The following is a 22,484-nucleotide window of genomic DNA, read 5'->3' on the forward strand; positions in this document are numbered from 1 at the left end:
GCGAGCAGCCCTGTACCCGTCTTGCCCGCGCTGGCCGGCGCGCGCGCACGCGCGCCCGAGGGACAGGCCCGCAGGGTGGATCTCACGAGATCTCGTCAGAGCGCCCGAGCAGGAAGGCAGGAAGGTTGGAAGACCGATGCTTCCGCGCGCCCTCGCGCGCCGCGCGGGCGCCGCGCGCGCGGTCCCATCGTGCACAACGAGGCCACCGGTACGTCGGTTGCTCCGAGCCCCCCGGCGGCCGGAGACGGCCGCTCGTACAAGGGAGAGAACGAATGAACCGACTGACTCGTTTCGGGGCGCTCTCGGTCTTCCTGTCGCTCGTCCTCTGGGGCGGCAAGGATCTGGCCGCCGCTCCGATATCTGCCCCTCTGAGCAGCAAGCAGCTCAAGGACCTGACGGACGCGGACGTCGCGTCCGCGTGCCAGACGCTCGCGCCGAGCCTCGCGCTCTCCAAGGAAGATACCTGTGAGTTCGCCGGCATCCTGTGGTCCACCGTCGGGCAGGCGTGCACCGCGGTGAAGGAGAAATGCATGACCGAGGCCGATCAGCCGCAGACGCAGCCGGACGACGCCGCGCCGGCGCCGCCGCCGAGCTGTCTGCCGCCCGCCGACGCGCGCACCGGCTGCGCCGCCACCGTCGCCGAGTACGAGGCCTGCCTCCTCGCGCACGTCGCGAGGCTCCGCGCGCTCACGTGCGCTTCCCCCGTGAGCACGATCGAGGCGCCTGTCGCCGAGTGCACGCTCATCACGCAGAAGTGCCCCGATCTCGCCGGCGACGACGACGACGGCGATGGTCAGGGAGCCGCTCAGCCCTGAAGTCCATCGCGTAACGTGCCTCGCCGGCGGCCCGGGACGGACCCGTACGTTTTTGCTTCACGTCTGCCGGCTCCGCTCGGTATAAGGGCGAAAACGCCAGCCCTCCGGCTGGCGTTTTCGTTGCTGCCCGCTCGAGGCGAGCTCACCGCGCGCGCTTCCCCGCAGGCCCGTGCTGCGTGTCGCCCGGACAGCGACGTGTGATCGCCCCATCGCGTGCTCTTGGCCGACGGCCTCGAAGCGATCACGCCCTGCTGCGAACCGCGGGCCGCGGCTCGATCCGTCGCGCCCGACACCGAGGAGAGAACGATGACAGAGAGAACGACGACCGAGGAGAGAACGTCTTCGAGGCGCGCCGCCCTTGACGAGCAGCGCGCGGCGTCGCGCACCATGGCGCGCATCCACCTCATCGTGGGCCCGGTGGGCGCCGGCAAGTCCACGTTCGCGCTGCGGCTCTCTCGAGAGCACCGCGCCCCGCGGATGAACCTGGACGAGTGGATGGCGACGCTCTTCAGCCCGGACCGCCCGGCCACGGGCACCATGGACTGGTACATCGAGAGGACCGGGCGGTGCATCGATCAGATCTGGCGGTTGACCGAGCGGCTGCTCGAGGTGGGCACCGACGTCGTGCTCGAGATCGGCCTCATTCGTCGCGACGAGCGAGCGAGGCTCTACGAGCGGGTCGACGCCGGCGGGCATCATCTGACGATCTACGTGCTGGATGCGCCGCGCGACGTGCGCCGCGCGCGCGTGCAGCGACGCAATGAACAGAAGGGAGACACCTTCTCGATGGTGGTGCCGCCTCACATCTTCGAGCTGGCGAGCGACATGTGGCAGCCGCTCGATGACGTGGAGCGCGAAGGACGTGACGTGAGGATCATGTCCGCCGAGGGCTAGCTGGCGACGCGGCCAGCTCCGCGCGCGATCGATCAGTGCGGCACGAAGACGTTCTGCTGGTGGGTCAGCTCCTTGAAGACCACCTCGATGAACGCGTCGGCCGAGATGAACCCCTTGCCGAGCTCATCGTACTTCGCGAGCACCTTGGCCTCCTGGATCTGCTTCAAGGTCCGCTTCTTCTTCACCTCGGCCTCGATGATCCGCACGCACTCCTTGAGCGCGGCGGAGAGCTTCTTCATGTCCTCGATCCCCGAGACCTTGCCGTGCCCGGGGATCACCTTCACGTCGGCCGGCAGCTCCTTCACCATCCTGTCGAGCGCCGCGATGAGCCCCCTCACGCTGCCGCCGCTCACGAGATCGACGAACGGGAAGCCATACGTGACGAAGTCGTCGCCCATGTGGACGACGTTCGACTTCGTGAAATGGACGACGGTATCTCCGTCGGTGTGCCCGCTCGCGATGTGGAGGGCGCGGATCTCCTCACCGTTCAGGTGGATCGAGACCTTGTCCTGGAACGTGACAACCGGGAGGGCCTCCTTCGGCGCCGGCGGGATCGCCTCGATCGTCCTCTCGCCGACGGTCTGCTTCGGGCCGCCGCTCGCAAGGCGCTTCCGTACGTTCTCGTGCGCGACGATCGGCGCGCCGGCGCCGAAGATCGCGTTGCCGCCGGTGTGGTCGAAGTGCCAGTGCGTGTTCAGCACGAACCGCACCGGGCGATCGGTGATGCCCTTGAGCGCCTCCTTGATCCTGGGCGCGAGCGGGGCGAACTGATCGTCGACGATGACGATGCCGTCCTCGCCGACGGAGACGGCGATGTTCCCTCCGGAGCCTTCGAGCATGTAGATCGCGCCGGCGACCTTCTCGACCTTGATCTCGACCTTGGCGAGCTCGTCGTCCGCGGCCGGCGGCGGGGTGGCGGACGCGCTCGCCGCAGGAGGAGCGCTCGTGGCGGGCGCCGCGCTCGTGGCGGGCGCCGCGCTCGCCGGGTCGGGCTGCGCCGGCGCTGGCGCGAGCGGAGGCGCCGGCGGGGGGGAAGCGGCGCAGCCCGTGAAGAATCCGAGGAGCCCGAGGAATGTGATGGTCGTCGTACGCATGCTTGTTCTATCTGGACGAATTCTTCCAACACCGGCGTGACGTCAAGGGGCGCCGATATAGTAATGCATACTACATTTTCGAGTGGGGGAACGATGCACGGACACCCGTAGTTGCGGCGGCGCGGCGTCGGAGCGAGGCCGAGGTGTCGGAGTCGCCCGACCTGGCGCGGCACGTGGACATGGTAACCTCGTCGGCCCGCCGGGATCGGTCTCCACAGATGAGGAACGAACGCGAGTCCTTCACCGGCATGGCGGCCTTCATCGCCTCCGTCGAGGAGGGCTCGTTCTCCGCGGCGGCGGAGAAGCTCGGGCTCACCCCATCCGGGGTGAGCAAGCTCGTCTCTCGGCTGGAGGAGCGCCTCGGGGTGCGGCTCCTCCAGCGCACCACGCGCCGGATGCAGCTCACGCAGGTCGGGAGAGCGTATTACGAGCGCGCCCGGCGCATCCTCGACGAGCTCGACGCGCTCGAGCGCGAGGTCGAGAGCCACGACGACGCGCCGCGCGGGGCGCTGCGCGTGACCGCGCCCGCCGTGCTCGGCCATGTCCGCGTGCTCCCCCTCCTCCTGTCGTTCCAGGACACGTTCCCGGAGGTGAAGATCGAGCTCCTGCTCAACGACAGGGTGGTTGACCTCGTCGAGGAGAGCATCGATGTCGCCGTCCGCATGACGGCGAGCCCGCCGCTCTCCTCCGTGGCGCGCAGGCTCGGCGACGACGCGCGCGTGCTCTGCGCGAGCCCCGCCTACCTGTCGCGCCGCGGGCGCCCGGGCCACCCCCGCGACCTCGCGGACCACGACTGCATCGTCTTCGTCGCCGGAGGCGCGGTGGACGACACGTGGCGGCTCAAGCCCGACCCCCGCTCGGCCGACGCGGAGGGCGTGCGCGTGCGCGGCCGGTTCCAGGCGAACAACACGCTCTCGTTGCGCGAGGCGGCGCTCGGCGGGCTCGGGATCGTCAATCTGCCGGCCTACCTCGTCGGCGAGGATCTCCGGTCCGGCCGGCTCGTCGCCCTGCTGGAGGGTTGCGTCCCGATCGAGCGCGCGATCTACGCGGTGTACCCGCAGGCGCCGTTCATCCCTGCCAAGGTGCGCGAGCTCGTCAGGCACCTCGTCGAAGGATTCGCGGCGGGCGCGCGCGACGCCGCCGCCGCCGCCGCTCGCCCGGCGTCCCGACAGGAGCCGCGGTGATGTCGCCCGCGTGACGGTGCGCCCGGGCGTCGCCTCGCTACGGCGGGAACTCCTCGAACTGGGGCAAAGCATCCGTGATCGGATGCCAGGGCGCCTTCGAGCCGGCGAAGATGTGATGATCGGGCCGCCTCGTCGGCGCGCCGTCGAGCACGCCGAGCTGCACGTGGGCGAACTTCTGCTCGCGTACCGCGTCGTACAGGGGCGCGTAGCATTGCTTGCAGAGGCAGCGGTATCCGTCCTCGGACTCGCCGACCTTCAACAGCTGCTCGCGACCCGCCGTGATGCGGACCCGGTCGATCTCGATCCCGCCAATGGCGGCGCAGGCGGCGCCGGTGCGCCGACGGCACCTCGAGCAATGGCAATAGAAGGCGTAGCCGAACGCGTCGTCGACCTCGAGGCGCACGGCGCCGCAATAACAACCTCCGGTCAGCATGGCTCCTCCACCTCCCTCAAGACCCGCGCTTCGATCGGCGGCGCCGGCCGAGGGCGTAGGCCACCCCGGCCTCCAGCGTGCCGCGCGTGACCACCCCGCTCAGATCGGTCCCGATCTCCACGAGGGCGCGCGCGACCTCGGGCGAGATGCCCGTGAGGATGACCTCCGTGCCCAGCAGGCGGGCGGCGCCGGCGGTCCTGAGCAGGGAGCTCGCGACCTGCTCGTCCATGCTCCGCACCCCCGTCGTATCCAGGATGGCCACCGCGGCCTGGTGCGCAGCGATGCCCTGGAGGAGCGTCTCGAGGATCTGCTCGGATCGAGCGCTGTCGATGGTGCCCACGAGCGGCATCACGACCAGCTGCCTGGCGAGCGGGATGAGCGGCGTCGAGAGCTCGCGTATCGCCCGTTGCTGCGCGGCGATGAGATCTTCCTGCAGGCTTTGCTGCTCCTGCTCGGCGCGCCGCCGCTCGGTGAGATCGCGGAAGATAGCGCCCTCCGCGTCGATCTGCCCGCCCTCGTCGCGGATGGGGAACGTCGAGATCTCCCCCGGGAAGGTGCTCCCGTCGCGGCGGCAGCAGGTGACGCTGGCCTGGACCGCGCCGGGCGACGCGCCCTCCTGGCGGCGGGCCTCGAGGAGCGCCCAGCTCTCGTCGTCGACAAGGTCCGGCAGGGTCGCCTCGACGATCTCCTGACCGTACCCGGACATGCGGCGGAACGCCGGATTCGCGTACGTCACCCGGCCGCGCTCGGTGACCACGATGCCGTCCGGCGCGTTCTCGGCCAGGGCCAGGAGGGTGCGCAACCTGCTGTTCAGCGACTGCACCTCTTCCTGCGCGCGGAGCTGCCTGGTCACGTCCATACCGTGAAAGACGATCCCGAAGATCTCGCCGCTGTCCCGGCGCAGCGCGCTGTAATGGAAGGTGAGGAAGCGCCGCTCCGTGGAGCCCGGGAGCGAGAAAGGCACGTTGGCGGCGATCAAGGGCTCACCCGTCTGGAAGACGGGCTCGAGCATCGAGGCGATGCGCGGCCCGAGGGGCGGCGGGATCACGTCGACGAGGCGCTTGCCGAGGGGCTCGTACGACGGCTCGAGGGCGCGCCACGCGTCGTTCACGAGCGTGAACACGTGCTCCGGACCGACCATCACCCCGACCGCAGCCGGCATTCCCAGGATGGCCGTGCGCAGCTCGTCCCGCTCGCGGCGCGCCTCGTCCCGCTCGCGGCGCGCCTCGTCCCGCGCGCGCGTCAGCGCCGCGTTCTCCTCGCGCATGCGGGTGAGCTCTGCCCTGAGATCCTCGACCGACGTCATGCGCCACCTCTATCACAACCCCCGAGGGCGCGAGCGCATGAGCCGGGTACGCGGCGCCCGCCGGCGCAGCAGGGGTGACCTCTCCGTGCTGCCGCGCGCTCAGCCCTTCCAGGGGAGGCGCCGCCCGGACGCGGAGGCCTCGGCGATCGTGTCGACCAGGCGATGGAGCTTCAGCGCGTCGCGGAACGTCGGCGCGACCGAGGTGCCCTCCGCGATGTCCCTCGCGAAGGCCGCATACACGTGCGCTATCTGGTGCGCGTCGTCGGACAGGCCCGCTCTCGGGACCCAGGACAGGCGCTCGGGCGTCGGGATCGGCTCGAGAGGCTGCCCGTCGCCGCGGGCGCCCGAGATGCCGAGATCGTGGGACAGGACGAGATCGCCCTCGGTGCCCGTGAAGGTGCAGGCCATGACAGGGCCATTGCGCTTTCCGGTCTCGAAGTGGGCCGACACGACCGCGCCGCCCACGAGCGTCCCGCTGAGGAGCGTCTGATCCGGCGCCGTGACCGGGAGGACCTCGCCCGTCTCGATCACCGTCGTGTGGTCGAGCTGGCGGGCGACGACGCTGGACAGGCTCTCGATCTCGCCGACCGCGGAGAGCACCGTGTCGAGGAAGTGCGCGGCGAAGATCGTGAGCACGTTGGCGCCGCTCTTCACGTCGGCCGCGTACGCGTCCGCGCGCGAGCGCCGCGCGCCGGCCATTGGCGACGCGACGTGCATCGTCACCGAGCGCAGCTTGCCCAGGTATCCTCCGGCGACGAGCTCGCGCAGGTGGCGCACGCTCGGCGCGAGGCGCCGCTGGAGCCCGATCACGGTGCGAACGCCGGCCGCCTCGGCGGCGCCGGCGAGCTCGGTGGCCTCGGCGAGCGAGACCCCGAGCGGCCACTCGCAAAACACGTCCTTCCTCGCGGCGACGGCGGCGCGGACGTGCCGCGCGTGCTCCGGCGCGCGGACGGAGACGACGACGAGATCCACGTCGGGGTGCTCGATCAGCGGCTCGGCGCGGTCGAACGCGTGGCGCGCCCCGAAGCGGCGCGCGGACTCGTCCGCGCTCGCCTGCCGCGTGGTGCTCACCGCGGTGAGCTCGTACGCGTCGAGCGACGCGAGCGCGGGCAGGTGCGTCGCCGCCGCCCAGCCCCGGTCCGGGCTCGCCCCGATGACGCCGACGCGAATCTTCTTCGGTTCTGTCGTTCCTCTCATGACTCTCCTCGATGAGCCCTCCGCGCTAACCGGAGGGTTGCTCCGGTTAACATACGGAGGGATCCTCCGTTTTGCAATGCCCCCCGCGCGCTCGACCCGGAAGCCCCCGCCGGTCCCCTCGAACGAGGCGCCGCGCCCGCTGCGCGCGGACGCGCGGCGCAACCGCGAGCGGCTCCTCGCCGTCGCGGACGAGGTGTTCTCGGAGCGCGGCGCCGACGCGTCGATGGAGGACATCGCCCGGCGCGCCAAGGTCGGGATCGGGACGCTCTATCGACATTTTCCTACCCGCGAGGCGCTGCTCGTCGCGACGGTGGAGGAGCAGCTCCACGCGCTGGCGCGGAAGACGCGATCGCTCACGGCGTCGGCGTCCTCGTCGCCGGGGGATGCGGTCGCGGAGTTCCTCGCGGCGTTCGTCGAGCACGCGAGCACCTACCGCGGTCTGGCGGCCTCGCTCGGCGTGGTGTTCCAGAGCGGAACGCCGGGGTGCGCCGCGGCGTCGGAGGCGGCCACCCGCCTGCTCTCGCTCGCCCAGGCGGCAGGCGAGATACGGAGTGACATCGACCTCGACGACATCGTGTCTCTGGTGACGGGCATAGCGCTCGCCGCGCAGCAGATGCCGGCGGAGCCCGGGCGCGCGCAGCGCCTCATCACGACGTTCATCGAGGGGCTCCGGACGCCCGCGCCGCCGAAGGAAGCGCCGCCCGCGCCGCCGGAGGAGGCGCCCGGCCCGTCGAGGCCCGCGGGGGCGGGGCGGATGGCCGGGGGGCCGGGGAGATCAGGAGCGTCGCGGACGTCGAGATCCTCGTAGCGATCGCTCTCCCCTCGTGCCGCCGCGGTGGCGTGGCCGGGGTGTCAGCGGGTGCGGTGAGCGCGCGCCCGCCGGAGATCGGGTATGCGCAGCGGGGTCACGGCGCGTCGAAGCGATAGGCGGTCGCCTGCGCGGAGGCGCGCCGGGCGAAGTCGTCGCAGAAGGCCGTCAGGGCGCGGTAGCCGCTCGTGGGCAGCACGCTGCGGAACTCGAGGTGCGTGACGAGGCAGAACGCGCAGACCTCCAGGTAGCTGAGGTCGCGATCCTGGGGCAGGGCTTCGCGCGCTGCATCGATGTTGTCGTCGAGCCAGGTGAGCATGTTGAGCAGGCTCTTCTGCGGCTTGGCGAGCTGCGCGTCGTCCCTGGGCGTCCCGGCGAGCTGGCTCATGATCAGCGCGACCTCGGTGGCCATGGCTTGCACGGCGAGCTCCTGCGCGTTCGCGGTCAGCGCGTCGGTGAGGTGCTCGGGCCAGACCACGCGGCGCTGCGCCGGCGCCCGGCGCGCGAGCTCGCGGCAGATGGTGAGCGCGCCGAACCACGTGGTCGCCCCCGTTCGCAGGATGGGCAGGCGCAACGCGGGGTTCCCGGCGTAGTCCGCGGCGTTCACGGAGCGCAGGTCGGGTACGACCTGGAAGTCGTACGCGACGCCGAGCTCCGCGGCGAAGATGCGGGTAACGCGGGTGAAATGGGAGCTCGAGCGACCGATGAGGGTGGGGGTGGTGGTGCGGTCGGGTGTGGGGTCGGTCACCCGATCTGACTACCACACGCGTCCGCCGGCGGGCCAGGGAGGCGGCAGGCGGCCTGGGGCACCTCGGGGCACCTCAACCTGGGTCGGCTGGGGGGGCGGCCTGGGGCACCTCAACCCGGGTCGGCTGGGGGGCACCTCAACCTCGGTCGGCTGGGGGGCACCTGGCCGCCTCCGTCCCCGCGGGCGCTCAGGAAGAGCCGCCGGTGTCCTCGGGCTTCTTCATGCCCCAGGCCAGATCCTCGCGTAGCCAGCCTTTGGCGCCTTCCACGTTGACGACGCGGAGCCAGCGCCCCTTCCGGTCGAGGACCTTGAACACCTCCCCGCGCTCGGTCCGGAAGGCCACCTCCGCGGAGGTCGTCGGCCCCTCGCGGACATTGCCCCGTGGAACCTTGATCACGATCGTCTTGACCCTGGCCAGGAGGCGATCGGCCACCCACGCCAGATCACCCTCGAAATCCTTGATCTTGCACCACCCGCCCGCGCGCTCCACGACCTTGACCGGGTAGTACCGGGTCGCGGTGAACTCGACGGGCTCGCTCGTGGACGGGCCCGCGCGGAAGTTCGCCACCGGGACCTTGACGCTGAGCAGCTCGGCCCGAGCCACGCTCGAGAGCGCTACCACGGCGGAGATGACTGGCACCATCGTCCGCATGTTCACGGCTGCCTCCTCATGTTCATGTCGCTCGCTCGCCCGTCCTGGCCTGTTCGATGCTGTCCATTTCCAGAGGACCCCGCGCTCGAAACCCAGGCCGCCGCCACGAACGCACGAGTCCATCTCCCATCCCGCATGACAACGGCCTCAGGCCTGCACGCCGGTCTCCTCGAGCCGCGCCCCGTTCGCGCCGTTCGCCGCCCGGACGTCGGCCCTGGACGGCGCCCTCTCATGGGCCCCGGGGATCGTCCGGTGAGGGAGCGGCATCTCGATCCCGTGCGCGTCGAACGCCCTCTTGAGGCGCCGGCGGTACTCCCGGCCTATCTGCCACGGTTCGGTGGGCTGCGTCTTGATGCGCGCGCGGACGACCACCGCGCGGCCGTCGAACGACTCCACGCCGAGGATCTCCAGCGGCTCGAGGATGCTCGCCTTGTAGCGCCTGTCCTCCTGGAGCTCGCGCCCGGCCTCGCGCATCACCCGCATCACCTCGTCGACGTCTTCCTCGTAGGCGACCTCGACGTCGAACACCGTGGCAGACCATTCCCTGGTCCTGTTCGAGAGCGCGTTGATCTTCCCGTTCTGGAAGACGTGGACCACGCCGGATTCGTCGCGCAGCGTCACCGTCCGGAGGCCGACGTGCTCCACGAGGCCGCCGGTGCCGTTGACGCTCACCATGTCGCCGACCCGGATGTGGTTCTCGAGGAGCAGAAAGAACCCGGAGATGACGTCGCGCACGAGCTCCTGCGCCCCGAAGCCGATGGCCAGAACGGCGATGCCCGCGCCCACGAGGAGCGGCGCGACGTCGACCCCGAGCTGAACGACGATGAGCATCACCACCATGACCCAGACGACCACCTTCCCGGTCGTCCGGAAGACGCCCAGCAGCGTGTCGGAGCGCTTCTCCATCTCGCGCGCCGTCCTCACATCCCCGCTGCGACCCCGCCTCCTCAGCGACACGTCCACGCGCCTGCACAGGAGGTGGAGCACCTTGAGCAGCGCGAGCGCGAGGAGCAGGATCAGCAGCATGGCCGGCAAGGCGTGGATTGCCCACGCGACGGTGCGCCGGAGAACCTCCCGCCAGAACGTGACGTCGAGCCATGAGTGGATCTGCGGCATGGGCGCGGGCACCTCCTCCGCGCGGCGCCGGCAACCCATGTGCCAGCGGGCTCGGGGCTGCGAGGCCGGGCCGTGGGCGCGCGCGGCAGCGCGGCGGGCGGGCCACGCGCGCCCGCGCGGCGGGCGGGCCACGCGCGCGTGTGCGACACGATGTCGCAGAGGAGCCGGATTGTCCCGCGAGGTGGTACGTTCCTCGGGTGAGCCACGACGATCTCGGACCCGCGCCGATCCGGTTCCTGCGGCCGCCAAGCTCCGGCGACACCATGCGGCCGATGCGGAGCCCGGCGGTCCACACCTACGTCGCCCTCGCCCTGCACGTCGGGGGTCGCGTGCGGGTGGAGCATCGCGGCGAGTTCGAGCTGCGCGCCGGACACCTCCACATCATTCCTGCCGGGGACCCGCACCGCGTGCTGTCCGCGAGCCGCCCCGAGGTATGGGGGCTGGGCTTCTGCCGGACGTGCCTCGATCCGGCGCGCTACGGCGGCCTGTTCGCGCCGCTCGATCGCGTCCGCGGCGGGGCCTCTCCTGTGATCGAGCTGCCGGCGGCGCGGCAGGCGTACGTGCTCGACCTGCTCCGGGAGCTCGAGCGAGAGCAGCAGGCCGCGGCCACGATGCCCGTCGTCGCCGAGAGCCTGCTCGCGCTGGTCCTCGCGGAGGTCGTGCGCGCGAGCGGCGGTATGCAGGCCACGCCGGCGCAGCGGCCGTCGCTCGTGGCCGAGGCCCTGGCCGTGATCGAGGCCCGGTGTCTCGGGCCGCTCTCGCTGAAGGAGGTCGCGGCGGCGGTGCGCCGGTCGCCTGCCCACGTGACCACCGCGGTCAAGCAGGCCACCGGGCGCACGGTCGGCGCGTGGATCATCGAGGGGCGCCTGGCCGAGGCGCGACGCCGGCTCGTCGCGACCGACGAGTATGTCGACGTGATCGCCGAGCGCGTCGGCTACGCCGATCCGAGCCACTTCGTGCGGCTGTTCCGGCGCCACCACGGCGTCACCCCCGCCGCCTGGCGTGCCCAGCACCGCCGCGCCGCCTGACCAGCGAGACGACGCCGCCCTCGAAGCGGATCGGCGCGGCGAGCAGCGCGCGGAAGACCTTGTACCCCGCCGCACCCGGGCGGAACGCGTGCAGGAACACGTGGTGGCGCCCGTCGGCGCCAATGGCCACGGACGGGTGTCCGGGCCCCCACCATTCCTCGCTGGAGCTCAGGAAGACCTCCGACGACTTGCGGTACGGGCCCGTGGGAGCGTCCGCCGCGGCCGCGCCGATGCCGTAGTGCGCGGTCGAGAAATCGTTGCCGGCGTACAGCAGGTGATAGCGCCCGCGCTCCTGGGTGATCCAGACGCCCTCGATGAGGTGCGCTTCCCAGGGCTGGTCGTTCTCGAGGATGACGGCGGGCTCCCCCTCCAGCCTGCGGCCGTCCGCCGACAGCCGCTGGGCGTGGATGCGGGTCCTGAGCGCCCGCGATATCACGGCGAGCTCCTCCGCCTCCGCGCCGCACGCCCGCGCCCGCAGCGTCTCCAGCCGCCGCGCGAACCGCGTGAAATCAGCGGTCGCCGCCTCGATCAGCGGCTGCAGGACGAAGAATTGCTCCATGGGCTCGAGGGTCTCCACCCACGGCCACAGCGTCAGCGCCAGGACCGCGGTGCGCTGGTCTTCGCGGTCCACGAACAGCGCGCGCACCCGGGCGGGCTCACGGTGAAGCAAGGCGGCCAATCGGCGGGGCCACACGCCGTTGTCGTCCTTTTTCCAGACCAGCCAGGGCGCGCCGTGGGCGTCCACGAGGATGTGGGCGTCGATCACGTCCCCGGAGACGATGGGCGCGTCGTCCGCCTCGAAGGGGCCATCCGGGCTCGCGCCCCGGGCGAGGCCGATCGCGAGCGAGCGGTCCTGCGTGCGGGCCGTGAAGCAGAGCCAGTATTCGTTCCCGACCCGGTGCATCTCCGGCGCCCAGAAATCCGCCCGGTTCAAGCCGGTCAGCGTCCAGGCCGGCGCGCGCCCCTCCGGGAAGACGAAGCCGGTCAGTCGCCAGGTCGTCAGGTCGTTCGAGGCCAGGATGGGGAAGGCGTTCGGCGCGTCGTTCGAGGTCACGAGCAAGCGCCACGCGCGCTCGCCCACCCGCACCACGCATGGGTCGCCATAGCCGTAGAGGATCTCCGGCGCGATGGGCTCGGTCAGCAGGGGCCGCAGCGGCGCCCCGCCATTCCGCGGCGGCGGCGGGGTGCGGGCGAGCGGCGCGCGGGTCCCGAGATCGCGCGAAAGCGCCTCGAAGAGGTCGAGGTAGTCCGGCTGCTCCGCCCGGGCGAGCGCGTAGCGCCGCGCGTCCTGCCCGGGCTCGGTCACCTGGAAGCTGCGCGGCAGCCGGAGATCGATCGCGATGTCGAAGGCGAACGGCGCGCCGGGCGGCGTCTTCAGGCGCAAGGCGGTGGCTTCGGCGTTCATATGACCGGATCCTCCGCGACCTTAGCGCGAGCCCAGGGACGCGCCCCCGCGGTCGCCGAGGAGATCGGTCCGTCGCCGCGTCAGCAACGTCGGTACACCCGGCGATCCCGCTCCTACCCGAGCCCCGCTCGCTGGGCGGCGAGATCTCTGGTCCGGCGCCGGCTGACATCGTACCTTGCGCTGTACTGCGCAGCGGAGGCCGTCACCTCTCCACGCGTTGCCCAGCGGCGACCGAGGCCGTGTCGGACAGCCGATGTCGAGGCGCCGGTCAGCACCTCTTCGAAGGAGCAAGACCCGTGGCAACGCCGAACTCACAGGTAGGGATCTTCTGGTACACCGGCCTGGTCACCGCCTCGCTGTCGCTGGGCTGCGCGCCGGACCTGAGGCTCGGGGAGCTGGATGGTGCCGGGGGCGGGTGCATGATGCCGCGTGATTGCGAGAGCCGTCTCTGCGGTCCGAATGGCACATGCCTTCCGGCCTTCTGCGGCGACGACGCGACCAGCGGCGATGAAACGGACGAGGACTGCGGCGGGTCGTGCATGCCCTGCCCCATCGGAAAGACGTGCGCAGCGGACGCCGACTGCGCGACGGAGGTCTGCCTCGGCATCTGCGCGGTGTGCAAGCCCGGCTCAACCGCGTCTTGTTACAGCGGCCCTGCGGGCACAGAGGGCGTCGGCATCTGCGCCCCCGGCACGCACACATGCGCCCCCACGGGGAGCTCTTATGGTCCCTGCATCGGCGAGATCGCGCCGCGCCCGGAGACGTGCGACACGCCCGAGGATGACGATTGCGACGGACGCCTCAACGAGGAGGGGGAGGGCTGCGTCTGCCTTCCCGGCGCCATGGAGGAATGCCCCTACGCGGGCCCCCCGGGCTCGCGAGGTGTCGGCATCTGCACAGCCGCCACGAGGACCTGCAACGATCAGGGAACGAGCTACGGGTCCTGCTCAGACGAAGTCCTCCCCATGCTCGAGAACTGCGAGACGCCGGCCGACGAGAATTGCGACGGCGAGACGCCGGCGTATCCGGGATGTCATGTCTGGACCAGAAGGGACAGCGGAGACGCTCCCTCGGCATACAACATCGCCGTTGATCCGTCGGGCAACACGATCGTCGTCGGCGATTTCCTTGGGACCTTCCTGGAGTATGTCAGCGAGAACAACCACGACATGTTCGCAGTCAAGCTGGATCCGCTGGGCGATCTCCTCTGGAGCGTCGCCTATGGCGACAATCATGAGCATCGTCAGACAACCGCGAACGACGTCGCGGTAGATTCGCAGGGCAACGTATACGTGACAGGAAGCTTCAAGGGCCGCGTGGACTTCGGCGGCGGCACGGTCGACAGCCACTGGAGCAGCGGCGAATTCTCGCAAGACGGGTTCGTCGTGAAGCTCGATCCCTCTGGAAAGCACCTGTGGAGCCTCGCGTTCGACTGGGGATCCAGTGGAGGCAGCGGCATCGCCGTGGACGATCTAGACAACGTCGTTGTAGCAGGCTCCTGGGGTGGCGACGCGTTCGTGCGCAAGTTCAACTCAGGCGGGAGCCCGTTGTGGAGCAAGAGGCTCAACGACGAGCAAAATCAATACAATCAGGACGCCGTGGACGTTGCGGTCGACACGCTTGGAAGAGCTGTTGTCGCGGGGAACTTTCGTGGCCAGGTCAACTTTGGCGGCCAGGATCTCTATAGCCCCTCCGACACGGGGTTTGTGTTGGCCCTGGACAGCGAGGGCGGCCATGTGTGGAGCAGGATGTTCGGCCCTGGGGATACAGACAACCACGCGGTGCTCTATGCTGTTGCCCTCGACCGCGTCGGAGACGTGTTCGTCACCGGCGACTTCAAGGGAAGCATCAGCTTTGGCGGACCGCCGAGAACGAGCTTGAGCGACCAGGATCTGTTCCTGGTGAAGCTCGACTCCAGGGGCGAGCACCTGTGGAGCAAGGCGTATGGGACCGCGGAGGGGACCGAGCGCGGGTGGCGCCTTGCCTCGAATGGGGAGGACGTGTTCGTGCTCGGTCAGATCAGCGGCACGTGCGTCGTCGGAGATGAAGGTGATGTCGTGACGGGGAGCCTGTTCGCGGCACGCTACGATGCGTCCGGCGAGCACCTCTGGAGCCATGGTTACGACTCCAGCGGCACGCTCTCTCCGAAAGGCATCGCGGTCGACCCGAACGGCGGCCTCCTGATGGCGGGCGAGCTCAGAGGCATGGCCGATCTGGGCGGCGGTCCGGTGTCGAGCGAAGCCATGCAGAGCGTGTTCGTGACGAGGCTCGCGCAGTAGCCCGACAGATCCGGGGGTCACCGCAACCTGGGCCGGGTCGCCCAGGGTCGGGTAGCCGCGCCCCACCTGGGTCGGGTCGCCGCGCCGCGATATCGTACCGCGGTCGCTGTCCTGCCATGCATAGCGCCGCGCGTCCTGCCCGGGCTCGGTCACCTGGAAGCTGCGCGGTCCTCGGCGGTTGACGGTGACTCCGAAGGTGAACGGTGCGCCAGGCGGCGTCTGCAGGGCGATGGCGTCGGCGTTCATGCGACGGGCTCCTCGGGGACTGCCATGCTCGGCAACAGGGACCTGGGGCCGGCCGCGCCGCGGTCCGCCGAAGGCTCGCCGGGTACGCCACGGGGCTGGGCGCTGTTATCCCGAGCCGGGAATGCTGCGATGTTGTACCACGGTCGCTGACCTGACATGCTGTACATGTTGATGACGCTGGAGCTCACCGGCGAAGCTGGACGCCAGCGAACCAGGCGGCGACGACCAGGAACGAGGAGCATGCCGAGCAGAACGAAAGAACGACCGGAGTCTTCACTTCCGAAGGGCATCGGGAAGCCGGCGCTGCGGGCGCTCGCTTCGGCCGGCGTCTATCGCCTGGACCAGGTCGCTCGGTTCACGGAAGCCCAGCTCATGGCGCTTCATGGCGTGGGCCCCAAGGCGATCGGGGTCATCAAGGCTGCCCTCGAAGCAGAGGGAAAGGCTCTTGCCAAAGACGCGTAGCCCTCGCCGTCCGGGCGCCGCATCCCGCGTGCGCCTGCTCCGCGGGGCGCCGACAATTCGATAGCGCTCCCATGGGGCGCAGCGTCGAGGGGCGCTCAGTCCTCGCCCCGGACGCGATGGAGGATGTACATCGCCGTCAGCTTTCCGAGCTGGCGCGCAGCGTCCCGCGCGCGCCCTCCGCTCGATGGGTTGTACAACGACGCTGGCGACTTCGTCTCGAACAGGACCTCATCGAGCACCATCCCGGCCGGGTCGGTGATCTGCACGGTCGCCTTGAGGACCGTGTCCATGTTGAAGACCCCCGTGAAGATGCCGGGCTCGTAGAACGTCACGTTCGAACGGATGAAGAACGGCGCGTCGGCTGCGCTCCTCGCCAGGACGACGGCGACGTCCTCCGACGCTGCCTGCGCGAGGAGAGCCTCGGTGAACTGCTCGTTGATCGCCGCCTTGTCCCCCTGCCAGTTCATCCGCTGCTCGTCGTCCTTCTCCGCCATCCAGTCGGCCTCGGTGACGTCGCCGACCTCGAGGGCGTGGAACGTCACCGGCACGACCCCGAAACGGCCCTTGCCGTAAAACGGGTTCGGAACGGCCTGACGGGTCGTCTTCCAGGGATGCCCGCACCCGGCGAGCAGGGAAGTCAGGCAAAGCATCAGGATCCAGAGCGCATGTCGACGGTGCACGGAGGGTCTCCTTCTCAAGCAGTGGCGGCGCGCGGGCGCATGACGCCGCGATGCTAGCGGCAAGCGCCGGCGGCGGCGCGAGAAAGCGCGCGCCGCTGGCGGCGGTGGGCGACAGGCCAGTTCTGGCCCGTCAATCCCGCAGCTTGGACACGAACGCGACCTTGGCGTCGATCTCGCCGCAGCCCGCGCGCTTCGCCATGACGCACGGGGCGGCGAACAGCAGAGCCCGGCCGACATCCCGAAGCGCGGGCAGGTCGGAGGAGCGTACAGCTCGACCCGAGGGGAAGGGGCTGCGGTTGAGAGGCGGTCAGTTGCGGGGCTCACGCGGCGTCACTGGGCAGACGGAGCTGTGAACCGACGGCCACACCCGGTCTCATGTCATAGCGTTCGTTGTAAACGACAGGACACACGTAAGGTCACCCACAATGGCAAGACCCTAACCTTGAGACCCCTAACCTTGCGACCCCAACCTGGGTCGAGGCCCCGAGACCCCCAACCTGAGTCGGTCGTACGCGGTGGCTGCAACATTGCAGCCGCAACCTGCGCGACCCCAGTCTGGCGCGACCCCCCCCGGACCCCAACCTGGGTCGGGCCCCGGGGGCGGCCGCCACCCCAACCTGGGTCGGGCGGCCGCAACCTGGGTCGGCGACCCCAACCTGGGTCGGGTCGGCGACCTGGGTCGGGTCGGTGCCATCTTGCGAGCGGACTGTGAACAACAGGATACACATACGCTCCAACCTGGGTCGGGCAGTACAGGCCACCCCAACCCGCGCCGGGCGGTGCCCCCCAAAGCGCGGCTCACGCCGGCACACGCACCCCGCCTGCCGCGCACACAGACGCAGCACTCTTCGCCCCCGCCGCTGTCCACGCAGTCGATGTACGCCCCTGCGCCATCGCACCGATCCTGCTGCGGCAAGAGAGCCGACCCGCGCCGCCGGCGCATCGACGCGGACCCCCTGCACAGGCGGTAGTAGACGACCTCATGTTCTGCATCCTGGACCAGAGCTGCCCGGCCTCCAGCCCGGCTCGGCTCACCGGGCGACTCCCGATCTACCGTTGATTCGCCTATCCGCACGTCCCAGACCTCGCTGGCACATGGCGCTCGCCCTGCTGCGATCGGCGCGAGATGCTGCGCGCGCGACGCCTCGATATCGGCCGCATTCATCACGCCTCACCCAGCCCGCGCCGACGACTCGGGCCCTCCGTGACCAGCGGTGGCGACCGGACCAGCTCGACCGCTCTCGCCCGTGGCGGTGCCGTGACGACGCGGCGTCCTCGGCTCACCCGGCGACCACGGCGCTGGGCAGACGCCGCCCGTGCGGTAGAACGAAGTCCCCCTTGCCAAGGAGCTGCCGCATGACGAGCCGTCTTCAGGAGCGCCTGCTCGCGATCATGGACCGCAAGAACCACTGGGCCTGGACGCACCTCACCGGCCCTGGGCTCACGCGCGATCAGCTCGCCGTCCACTTCCGGCACGAGTACCGCGTCTACGTGCGCGACTTCCCGGTGCTGCTCGCGCGCGTGCTCGGCCAGTCGCCGCCGGCCGCCGTGCGCAGCGCCCTCGCCGAGAACCTCTTCGAGGAGCAGACCGGCAAGCTCTCGCTGGGCGTGTCGCACCCGGAGCTCTTCCTGGAGATGATCGACGGCCTCGGCATCCCGCGCGCGTCCATCGAGGACGAGTCCCTCCCGATCGAGCCCGAGGCCCGCGCCTACCGGGCGCTGCTCGATCGCGTGAGCGCGGCGCCGCCGTGGGTGGTGGGCGCGGCGGTGCTGACGATCTTCGTGGAGGGCAGCGTGCACGAGCGCGCAGAGCTGGAGGGGCGTCGAGAGATGCCGCCGATCGAGGAGGCGCTGCGCGCGCACCCGATGGTGCGTCACTACGGCTGTCCTCCGGAGCGCATGCGCCTCGCGAGGGCGCACCGGGCCGTGGAGGGCGGGCACCGGCGGGACGCATGGGAGATGGTGCTGGGCCACGTGCCGGACGAGGGCCCGATGGCCGACGAGGTCGCGTCGGCCGTCGCCGCGGCGCACACAGCATGGCTGGCGTACAGGGATGGAGTCGCGCGCGCCATGGGCCTCCGGCAGGGGTGAGCGAGCGCCCGCGAGACCGGATCATGGGCGTCGGTGCGCGCGCGGCGTCACCGCGTGAAGACGCGTAACACTGCAATCCTACGACCGTGAGCGAACGCATCGTCGCTCGCCGGGAACCGTGATTGAATCGGCCCCCCCGTCGACACCCTCCTGACGACTGCAGCTCTGCAGGCGCGCAGCGCTGCGCATCGAGGGCCCCGGCTCTCGAGCCCCGGCGCGAGCGTCGACCAGGCGGCGGCAACTCCCTCACCGTTCGGAGCCGAAGATGAACACTCGAATGCGCGCGCTCTCTGTGATGTCTGCCATGCTCGTCGGGCTGCTCATGGCACCGGGCTGCGGCTCGGACGCAGCCGGCGACGCGGAGGGCGCCGGCGGCAGCTCGGCCGCGGGCGGCACGCCTTCCGGCAGCGGCTCGGGCGTGGGCAGCGGAGCCCCGGCCGTCAGCGGGTCGGGCGCGGGCGGCGGCGCGGGCGGCGGGACAACGGGGGCCGGCGGCCCTGGCTCGGGCGGCGGCGCCGGAGCCCCCGCGGGTGGCTCCGGCGGCGAGGGAGGAGGCTCCGGCGAGGCCGGCGGCGGCTCCGGAGGCACGGGCGGCGCGGGGACCGGGGGCGCGGCGGCCGCCGGGACCGGCGCCGGCGGGTCGGGAGCGGGCGGCAGCGGCGCCGGGGATGCGGCGTATCCCTGCGACGGAGACACGAGCGGCTACAACGCCGTGGTGACCCGATCCGGCTCGAGCTGGGTCGCGCAGAACGGCGCCCGCAGCGTCTACAGCGGCGGCGACATGCGGGCCGCGGTGCAGGCGGCGCTCGACAGCCTGCGCTCCGGCCGCACCGCCAAGGAGAGCGTCCTGGTCCAGGGCTCGGGGACCGTGGCCGCGAACGCACGGATCAGCGTGCCCAGCTACACCGTGCTCAACGTCTGCGGCACGATCGAGGTCACCGGCAGCGGCTCCGGCGACATGGCGCCCATCTATGCGCGCGGCCGGACCGACATCGAGGTACCGAACGTCACGATCAGCGGCACCCCGCTCTACGCCATGTTCTTCCGCGACGTCGAGAACCTCCGCCTCGGCCACGTCACGCTGCGCGTCTCGAGCGGCCTCGGCATCCGCATCGACAACCACGGGCGCTCGGACCGCTCCGACAAGGTGACCAACATCGACATCGACCACGTCGATGCCGAGGGAACGAGCTCCCACGCCGTCGAGACCTACGGCGTCGACGACCTCCGCGTCGGCACCGTCATCGCGCGCGACGTGGGCGAATGTGGCCTGCTCCTGAACGACACAACCAACGCCGAGATCGGCAAGGTCGACGCCGTGAACGCGGGCGCGGGCACCGGCTACGCCGCGTTCCGCCTCGCCAACCGGGCGGGACGCATCGGCAGCAGCTACCCCACCAACATCCGCGTCGGCGAGGTCATCGCCCGCGGCGGCGGCCGCGGGATCTTCTGCGTGTCCGAGAGCGGCGGCGTCACGATCGACCGCATCGACCTCGCCGACACGGGCAGCAACGCGATCCTGCTCGAGAACTGTCACAACGTGAACATCGCCGCTGAATCCGGGAAGGTCACCGGCGGCGGCGACATCCGGCTCGCCGCGCGCGCCGAGTTCGAGAACTCGTCGGACATCACGATCCAGAACCTCACGGTCACGAACACCGCGGTCAACGAGAACCCCTGCGCCACGAACAGCACGTTCCGCAACCTGACGCTGGTGAACTCGCGCGAGAACACCTGCGATTAGCGCGCGGCCGAGGCCGCTGTCGGCCGGCCCTCAGCAGGGACCAGGCGCGGCCCCGTCCGCCGCGATCGGAGGGTGCTTGTCGAGGACCATCTTGAGGTGGACGAGGCGGAGCCTGTCGGGCAGGTTCCAGCGCAGCGGGGTGCAGTGTCCCGTGCTCTCGACGGGGTTCTTCCGCGCCTCCCACGGACAGCCGCCATGGCAGAGCGGCTGCACCTTGCACGTCTGGCAGACCGCGTGCGAGAACGGATCGTAGCCGTCCCAGGCTGCCCGGTTCTCCCTCGCGCTCCCTTCCGAGACCACGGCGCCGGAGCCCGGTGCGAGCAGGCCGCTGGCCTCGCGCTCGGTCGTCGCGACCTCGTTCCAGCAACGAAACACGAGGCCGTCCGGGGCCACCACCGCGCCGCTCGGGTTGTCGGCGATGCAGAGGCTTCCGAAGCGCGGCTTCGGCAGCGAGAACGGAGGCCGGATGCCTCGCTCGAACAGGGCGAAGTCGAAGCTCGCCTGGACCGCCGCGAACTCCTCCTTGGTGAGCGCCGCCGAGCCCACGCCGCTGCACACGTCCGTGTACGGCAGCACGTGGCCGACGTAGACGGAGACGCGCGGCAGGAGCCCCCGGGCCGCGAGGAGATCGACGAACGCGGCGAGGTGATCGACGTTGCTGCGGTCCACGTTCACCCGCAGGGTGATCGGCAGCCGGCCCGAGGCGCGCTCCACGTTGGCGAGGATCCTGTCGTACGTGGGCTGTCCGTTCGTGGTCAGCCGCCGCTTGTTGTGGACCGCCGGCGGGCCATCCAGGGTGATCTGGAGGAAGTCGAAGTTGCCCTGGGCCGCGAAGAAGTCGACCTTCTTCTCGTCGAGCAGGCTGCCGTTGGTGATCATCGACTGGCGGAAGCGCCCGCCGCGCTCCCGGGCGATCTCGTGGAAATACGGTGTGAGCTCCTCGATGACGTCGAAGGCGAGGAGGGGCTCGCCGCCGAACCACGTGACGTGGAGCGGCGACCCCGGGCCGAGGTTGCCGGCCACGTGACGCTTCACGGCCAGCACGTCGTCCTCGCTCATCCTGCGCTTCGGGTGTTCCTGGAAGCAGTAGGTGCAGCCGAAGTTGCAGCTCACCGTGGGCGCCAGCGTGAGGGCGACCGCGCCGGTCGACGCCTGCCGCCTGTCGTAGCGAGACCGCAGCGCCCGCCGCTCGTCGAGCCCGTCCGCGACGAGGAACCCGCACGCCACGAGCCTCTCCCGCAGCGCCGCGTCGCGCGCGCTCGCGGGCGCGGCGTCCGGCGCGCCGAGGGCCGCCTCGACGCGCGCGAGCTCGCCGGTGTCGCACGTGAACATCGAGCCGGTGAACGTGTTGTAAGCGATGACGACGCCGTCGACGTGGGCGTCGACGAAGACGTTGAACTCCGATGGCTTCATGGCCGACCTCCGGTGTGCGGTCCGCTCGGGCCGCGATGAGAGACTCCCTCGTCGGGGCGGGCGGATCAGCGCTCGACCTTCACCTGGACATCCAGGTTGCTCGCCGCCACGTTCCTCTGCACCTCGGCCTGGAGCGCGGTCCACGCGGCCGCGCTCCTCGCGCTCATCGCCCCGACGTCGATGATGCCTTTGTACGTCCCCGTGCACGCGTGGGCGTCATCGCTGCAAGACTCCGTACCGCAGGACTGGTCACCACAAACGTGCGAGTCTTCGCAGATCTGGGTGGTGCACGCCTCCGTGCTGCAGTCCGGATCGTCCGTGTCCCCCGGCGACGGGCCGTCCCCGCCGCAGAGGTGCCCGCCGGTGCATGTCTGGACCCCGTCCGCGTGCACGCCGACCACCAGGATGCCGCTGGAGAGATCCTTGAGCCGCGGCAGCATCGAGCTGACGGTGCTCATGATCTTCCGGGCCCGGGCGGGCGTGATGAAGCTCTTCGCCGCGAGCGCGGCGCGCACTTCCTGCTCGATCTTCGCTTTCGTCATCTGCGTTCTCCTCTCCCGTCAAGGGCCGCTCACGGGCTTCCTTCGCTCGTCCTCGAAGCGGCGGCGGACGCCCCGCCCAGCGGGCCAGACCTGGCCCGGTCGCGGCGGCGTCTCTACGGGCGGATCATTGCAAGCGCAGGGCCAGCGCGCTCCGCTCGCGCAGGGAGTTCGAGCGCCGAGGGCAACCCTCCACGTACATCTCGTGAATGACGAGCGGCTCGGCGCCGTCGAGCGTGGCCCTCGCGGAGGCCGCAAGAGGACGGCTTCGCTCAGGCGCCCTGCCTGCCACAGGCCCGGCTGTCCCCTGTCACATCGCCCCTGTCACGTTCCCTGTGGCAGTGGCAGTG

Annotated in this window: 20 protein-coding genes; 9 read left to right on the forward strand and 11 right to left on the reverse strand. The window is 70.7% G+C overall.

From position 1 onward, the window contains the following. Positions 1–272: 272 nt before the first annotated feature. Both WME96_RS34925 and WME96_RS34930 read left to right on the forward strand, forming a co-directional pair. On the forward strand, positions 273–815 hold the full coding sequence (locus WME96_RS34925; protein WP_437285910.1) for a hypothetical protein: 543 nt from the start codon (positions 273–275) through the stop codon (positions 813–815). Between the two features lie 306 nt (positions 816–1,121). Further along, the gene (locus WME96_RS34930; protein WP_437285911.1) at positions 1,122–1,709 is read left to right on the forward strand and encodes an AAA family ATPase; all 588 of its coding nucleotides are present in this window, start codon (positions 1,122–1,124) and stop codon (positions 1,707–1,709) included. 32 nt (positions 1,710–1,741) lie between these two features. On the opposite strand, the gene WME96_RS34935 is transcribed toward WME96_RS34930, so the two are convergent. Next, a complete protein-coding gene (locus WME96_RS34935) occupies positions 1,742–2,803 on the reverse strand; it encodes an MBL fold metallo-hydrolase (RefSeq protein ID WP_437285912.1) in 1,062 nt (353 codons plus the stop codon). A gap of 218 nt (positions 2,804–3,021) precedes the next feature. Here WME96_RS34935 and WME96_RS34940 point away from each other — a divergent pair, with 218 nt between their 5' ends. Further along, the gene (locus WME96_RS34940; protein ID WP_437285913.1) at positions 3,022–3,987 is read left to right on the forward strand and encodes a LysR family transcriptional regulator; all 966 of its coding nucleotides are present in this window, start codon (positions 3,022–3,024) and stop codon (positions 3,985–3,987) included. A gap of 37 nt (positions 3,988–4,024) precedes the next feature. On the opposite strand, the gene WME96_RS34945 is transcribed toward WME96_RS34940, so the two are convergent. The 3 genes from WME96_RS34945 to WME96_RS34955 all read right to left on the reverse strand — a co-directional run bounded on the left by WME96_RS34945 (position 4,025) and on the right by WME96_RS34955 (position 6,923). Beyond that, positions 4,025–4,420 carry a GFA family protein gene (locus WME96_RS34945; RefSeq protein ID WP_437285914.1) on the reverse strand — a complete coding sequence of 132 codons (396 nt, stop codon included), beginning with the start codon at positions 4,418–4,420 and terminating at the stop codon, positions 4,025–4,027. A 16-nt stretch (positions 4,421–4,436) separates the two neighbouring features. Next, positions 4,437–5,726, reverse strand: a complete 1,290-nt coding sequence (locus WME96_RS34950; protein ID WP_437285915.1) for a PAS domain-containing protein — start codon at positions 5,724–5,726, stop codon at positions 4,437–4,439. 99 nt (positions 5,727–5,825) lie between these two features. Further along, entirely contained in the window at positions 5,826–6,923 is a 1,098-nt protein-coding gene (locus WME96_RS34955) for a Gfo/Idh/MocA family protein (protein ID WP_437285916.1), read from the reverse strand. Between the two features lie 76 nt (positions 6,924–6,999). Here WME96_RS34955 and WME96_RS34960 point away from each other — a divergent pair, with 76 nt between their 5' ends. Next, complete coding sequence (locus WME96_RS34960; RefSeq protein ID WP_437285917.1) at positions 7,000–7,731, forward strand: TetR/AcrR family transcriptional regulator; 732 nt, start codon at positions 7,000–7,002, stop codon at positions 7,729–7,731. A gap of 97 nt (positions 7,732–7,828) precedes the next feature. On the opposite strand, the gene WME96_RS34965 is transcribed toward WME96_RS34960, so the two are convergent. The 3 genes from WME96_RS34965 to WME96_RS34975 form a co-directional block, all read right to left on the reverse strand. Beyond that, positions 7,829–8,479, reverse strand: a complete 651-nt coding sequence (locus WME96_RS34965) for a glutathione S-transferase N-terminal domain-containing protein (RefSeq protein ID WP_437285918.1) — start codon at positions 8,477–8,479, stop codon at positions 7,829–7,831. A 187-nt stretch (positions 8,480–8,666) separates the two neighbouring features. Then, positions 8,667–9,131: an SH3 domain-containing protein gene (locus WME96_RS34970; protein WP_437292388.1), complete on the reverse strand. Its 465-nt coding sequence runs from the start codon at positions 9,129–9,131 to the stop codon at positions 8,667–8,669. Between the two features lie 147 nt (positions 9,132–9,278). Beyond that, complete coding sequence (locus WME96_RS34975) at positions 9,279–10,247, reverse strand: mechanosensitive ion channel family protein (RefSeq protein ID WP_437285919.1); 969 nt, start codon at positions 10,245–10,247, stop codon at positions 9,279–9,281. Between the two features lie 197 nt (positions 10,248–10,444). Between WME96_RS34975 and WME96_RS34980 the strand changes: the two genes are divergently transcribed. Beyond that, positions 10,445–11,275, forward strand: coding sequence for a helix-turn-helix domain-containing protein (locus WME96_RS34980; protein ID WP_437285920.1), 831 nt, complete (start codon positions 10,445–10,447; stop codon positions 11,273–11,275). On the opposite strand, the gene WME96_RS34985 is transcribed toward WME96_RS34980, so the two are convergent. Next, the gene (locus WME96_RS34985; RefSeq protein WP_437285921.1) at positions 11,232–12,680 is read right to left on the reverse strand and encodes a family 43 glycosylhydrolase; all 1,449 of its coding nucleotides are present in this window, start codon (positions 12,678–12,680) and stop codon (positions 11,232–11,234) included. The genes WME96_RS34980 and WME96_RS34985 overlap by 44 nt on opposite strands. A 296-nt stretch (positions 12,681–12,976) precedes the next feature. Between WME96_RS34985 and WME96_RS34990 the strand changes: the two genes are divergently transcribed. Both WME96_RS34990 and WME96_RS34995 read left to right on the forward strand, forming a co-directional pair. Continuing rightward, complete coding sequence (locus tag WME96_RS34990; RefSeq protein WP_437285922.1) at positions 12,977–14,959, forward strand: SBBP repeat-containing protein; 1,983 nt, start codon at positions 12,977–12,979, stop codon at positions 14,957–14,959. A 486-nt stretch (positions 14,960–15,445) separates the two neighbouring features. Then, positions 15,446–15,667: a DNA-binding protein gene (locus WME96_RS34995; RefSeq protein WP_437285923.1), complete on the forward strand. Its 222-nt coding sequence runs from the start codon at positions 15,446–15,448 to the stop codon at positions 15,665–15,667. Between the two features lie 95 nt (positions 15,668–15,762). Here the strand turns inward: WME96_RS34995 and WME96_RS35000 are convergent, their stop codons facing one another. Next, positions 15,763–16,347 carry a hypothetical protein gene (locus WME96_RS35000; protein WP_437285924.1) on the reverse strand — a complete coding sequence of 195 codons (585 nt, stop codon included), beginning with the start codon at positions 16,345–16,347 and terminating at the stop codon, positions 15,763–15,765. A gap of 1,356 nt (positions 16,348–17,703) precedes the next feature. Here WME96_RS35000 and WME96_RS35005 point away from each other — a divergent pair. Further along, entirely contained in the window at positions 17,704–18,438 is a 735-nt protein-coding gene (locus tag WME96_RS35005; RefSeq protein ID WP_437285925.1) for an iron-containing redox enzyme family protein, read from the forward strand. Between the two features lie 277 nt (positions 18,439–18,715). Next, positions 18,716–20,182, forward strand: a complete 1,467-nt coding sequence (locus WME96_RS35010; RefSeq protein ID WP_437285926.1) for a hypothetical protein — start codon at positions 18,716–18,718, stop codon at positions 20,180–20,182. Positions 20,183–20,212: 30 nt separating this feature from the next. Here the strand turns inward: WME96_RS35010 and WME96_RS35015 are convergent, their stop codons facing one another. Both WME96_RS35015 and WME96_RS35020 read right to left on the reverse strand, forming a co-directional pair. Further along, positions 20,213–21,595: a radical SAM protein gene (locus WME96_RS35015; protein ID WP_437285927.1), complete on the reverse strand. Its 1,383-nt coding sequence runs from the start codon at positions 21,593–21,595 to the stop codon at positions 20,213–20,215. Between the two features lie 65 nt (positions 21,596–21,660). Next, on the reverse strand, positions 21,661–22,137 hold the full coding sequence (locus tag WME96_RS35020; RefSeq protein WP_437285928.1) for a hypothetical protein: 477 nt from the start codon (positions 22,135–22,137) through the stop codon (positions 21,661–21,663). Positions 22,138–22,484: the final 347 nt, after the last annotated feature.

Source organism: Sorangium sp. So ce406 (genome assembly GCF_051474675.1).
Lineage (GTDB): Bacteria > Myxococcota_A > Polyangia > Polyangiales > Polyangiaceae > Sorangium > Sorangium cellulosum_G.

What these genes read in the sequence shown, in the direction of transcription:
- WME96_RS34930 (WP_437285911.1), top strand. Translation starts at nt 1,122, where the DNA reads ATGACAGAGAGAACGACGACCGAGGAGAGAACGTCTTCGAGGCGCGCC.
- WME96_RS34960 (WP_437285917.1), top strand. Translation starts at nt 7,000, where the DNA reads ATGCCCCCCGCGCGCTCGACCCGGAAGCCCCCGCCGGTCCCCTCGAAC.
- WME96_RS34985 (WP_437285921.1), bottom strand. Translation starts at nt 12,680, where the DNA reads ATGAACGCCGAAGCCACCGCCTTGCGCCTGAAGACGCCGCCCGGCGCG.
- WME96_RS35010 (WP_437285926.1), top strand. Translation starts at nt 18,716, where the DNA reads ATGCGCGCGCTCTCTGTGATGTCTGCCATGCTCGTCGGGCTGCTCATG.
- WME96_RS34970 (WP_437292388.1), bottom strand. Translation starts at nt 9,131, where the DNA reads ATGCGGACGATGGTGCCAGTCATCTCCGCCGTGGTAGCGCTCTCGAGC.
- WME96_RS34950 (WP_437285915.1), bottom strand. Translation starts at nt 5,726, where the DNA reads ATGACGTCGGTCGAGGATCTCAGGGCAGAGCTCACCCGCATGCGCGAG.
- WME96_RS34940 (WP_437285913.1), top strand. Translation starts at nt 3,022, where the DNA reads ATGAGGAACGAACGCGAGTCCTTCACCGGCATGGCGGCCTTCATCGCC.
- WME96_RS34945 (WP_437285914.1), bottom strand. Translation starts at nt 4,420, where the DNA reads ATGCTGACCGGAGGTTGTTATTGCGGCGCCGTGCGCCTCGAGGTCGAC.
- WME96_RS34925 (WP_437285910.1), top strand. Translation starts at nt 273, where the DNA reads ATGAACCGACTGACTCGTTTCGGGGCGCTCTCGGTCTTCCTGTCGCTC.
- WME96_RS34995 (WP_437285923.1), top strand. Translation starts at nt 15,446, where the DNA reads ATGCCGAGCAGAACGAAAGAACGACCGGAGTCTTCACTTCCGAAGGGC.
- WME96_RS35005 (WP_437285925.1), top strand. Translation starts at nt 17,704, where the DNA reads ATGACGAGCCGTCTTCAGGAGCGCCTGCTCGCGATCATGGACCGCAAG.
- WME96_RS35020 (WP_437285928.1), bottom strand. Translation starts at nt 22,137, where the DNA reads ATGACGAAAGCGAAGATCGAGCAGGAAGTGCGCGCCGCGCTCGCGGCG.
- WME96_RS34975 (WP_437285919.1), bottom strand. Translation starts at nt 10,247, where the DNA reads ATGCCGCAGATCCACTCATGGCTCGACGTCACGTTCTGGCGGGAGGTT.
- WME96_RS34955 (WP_437285916.1), bottom strand. Translation starts at nt 6,923, where the DNA reads ATGAGAGGAACGACAGAACCGAAGAAGATTCGCGTCGGCGTCATCGGG.
- WME96_RS35015 (WP_437285927.1), bottom strand. Translation starts at nt 21,595, where the DNA reads ATGAAGCCATCGGAGTTCAACGTCTTCGTCGACGCCCACGTCGACGGC.
- WME96_RS34935 (WP_437285912.1), bottom strand. Translation starts at nt 2,803, where the DNA reads ATGCGTACGACGACCATCACATTCCTCGGGCTCCTCGGATTCTTCACG.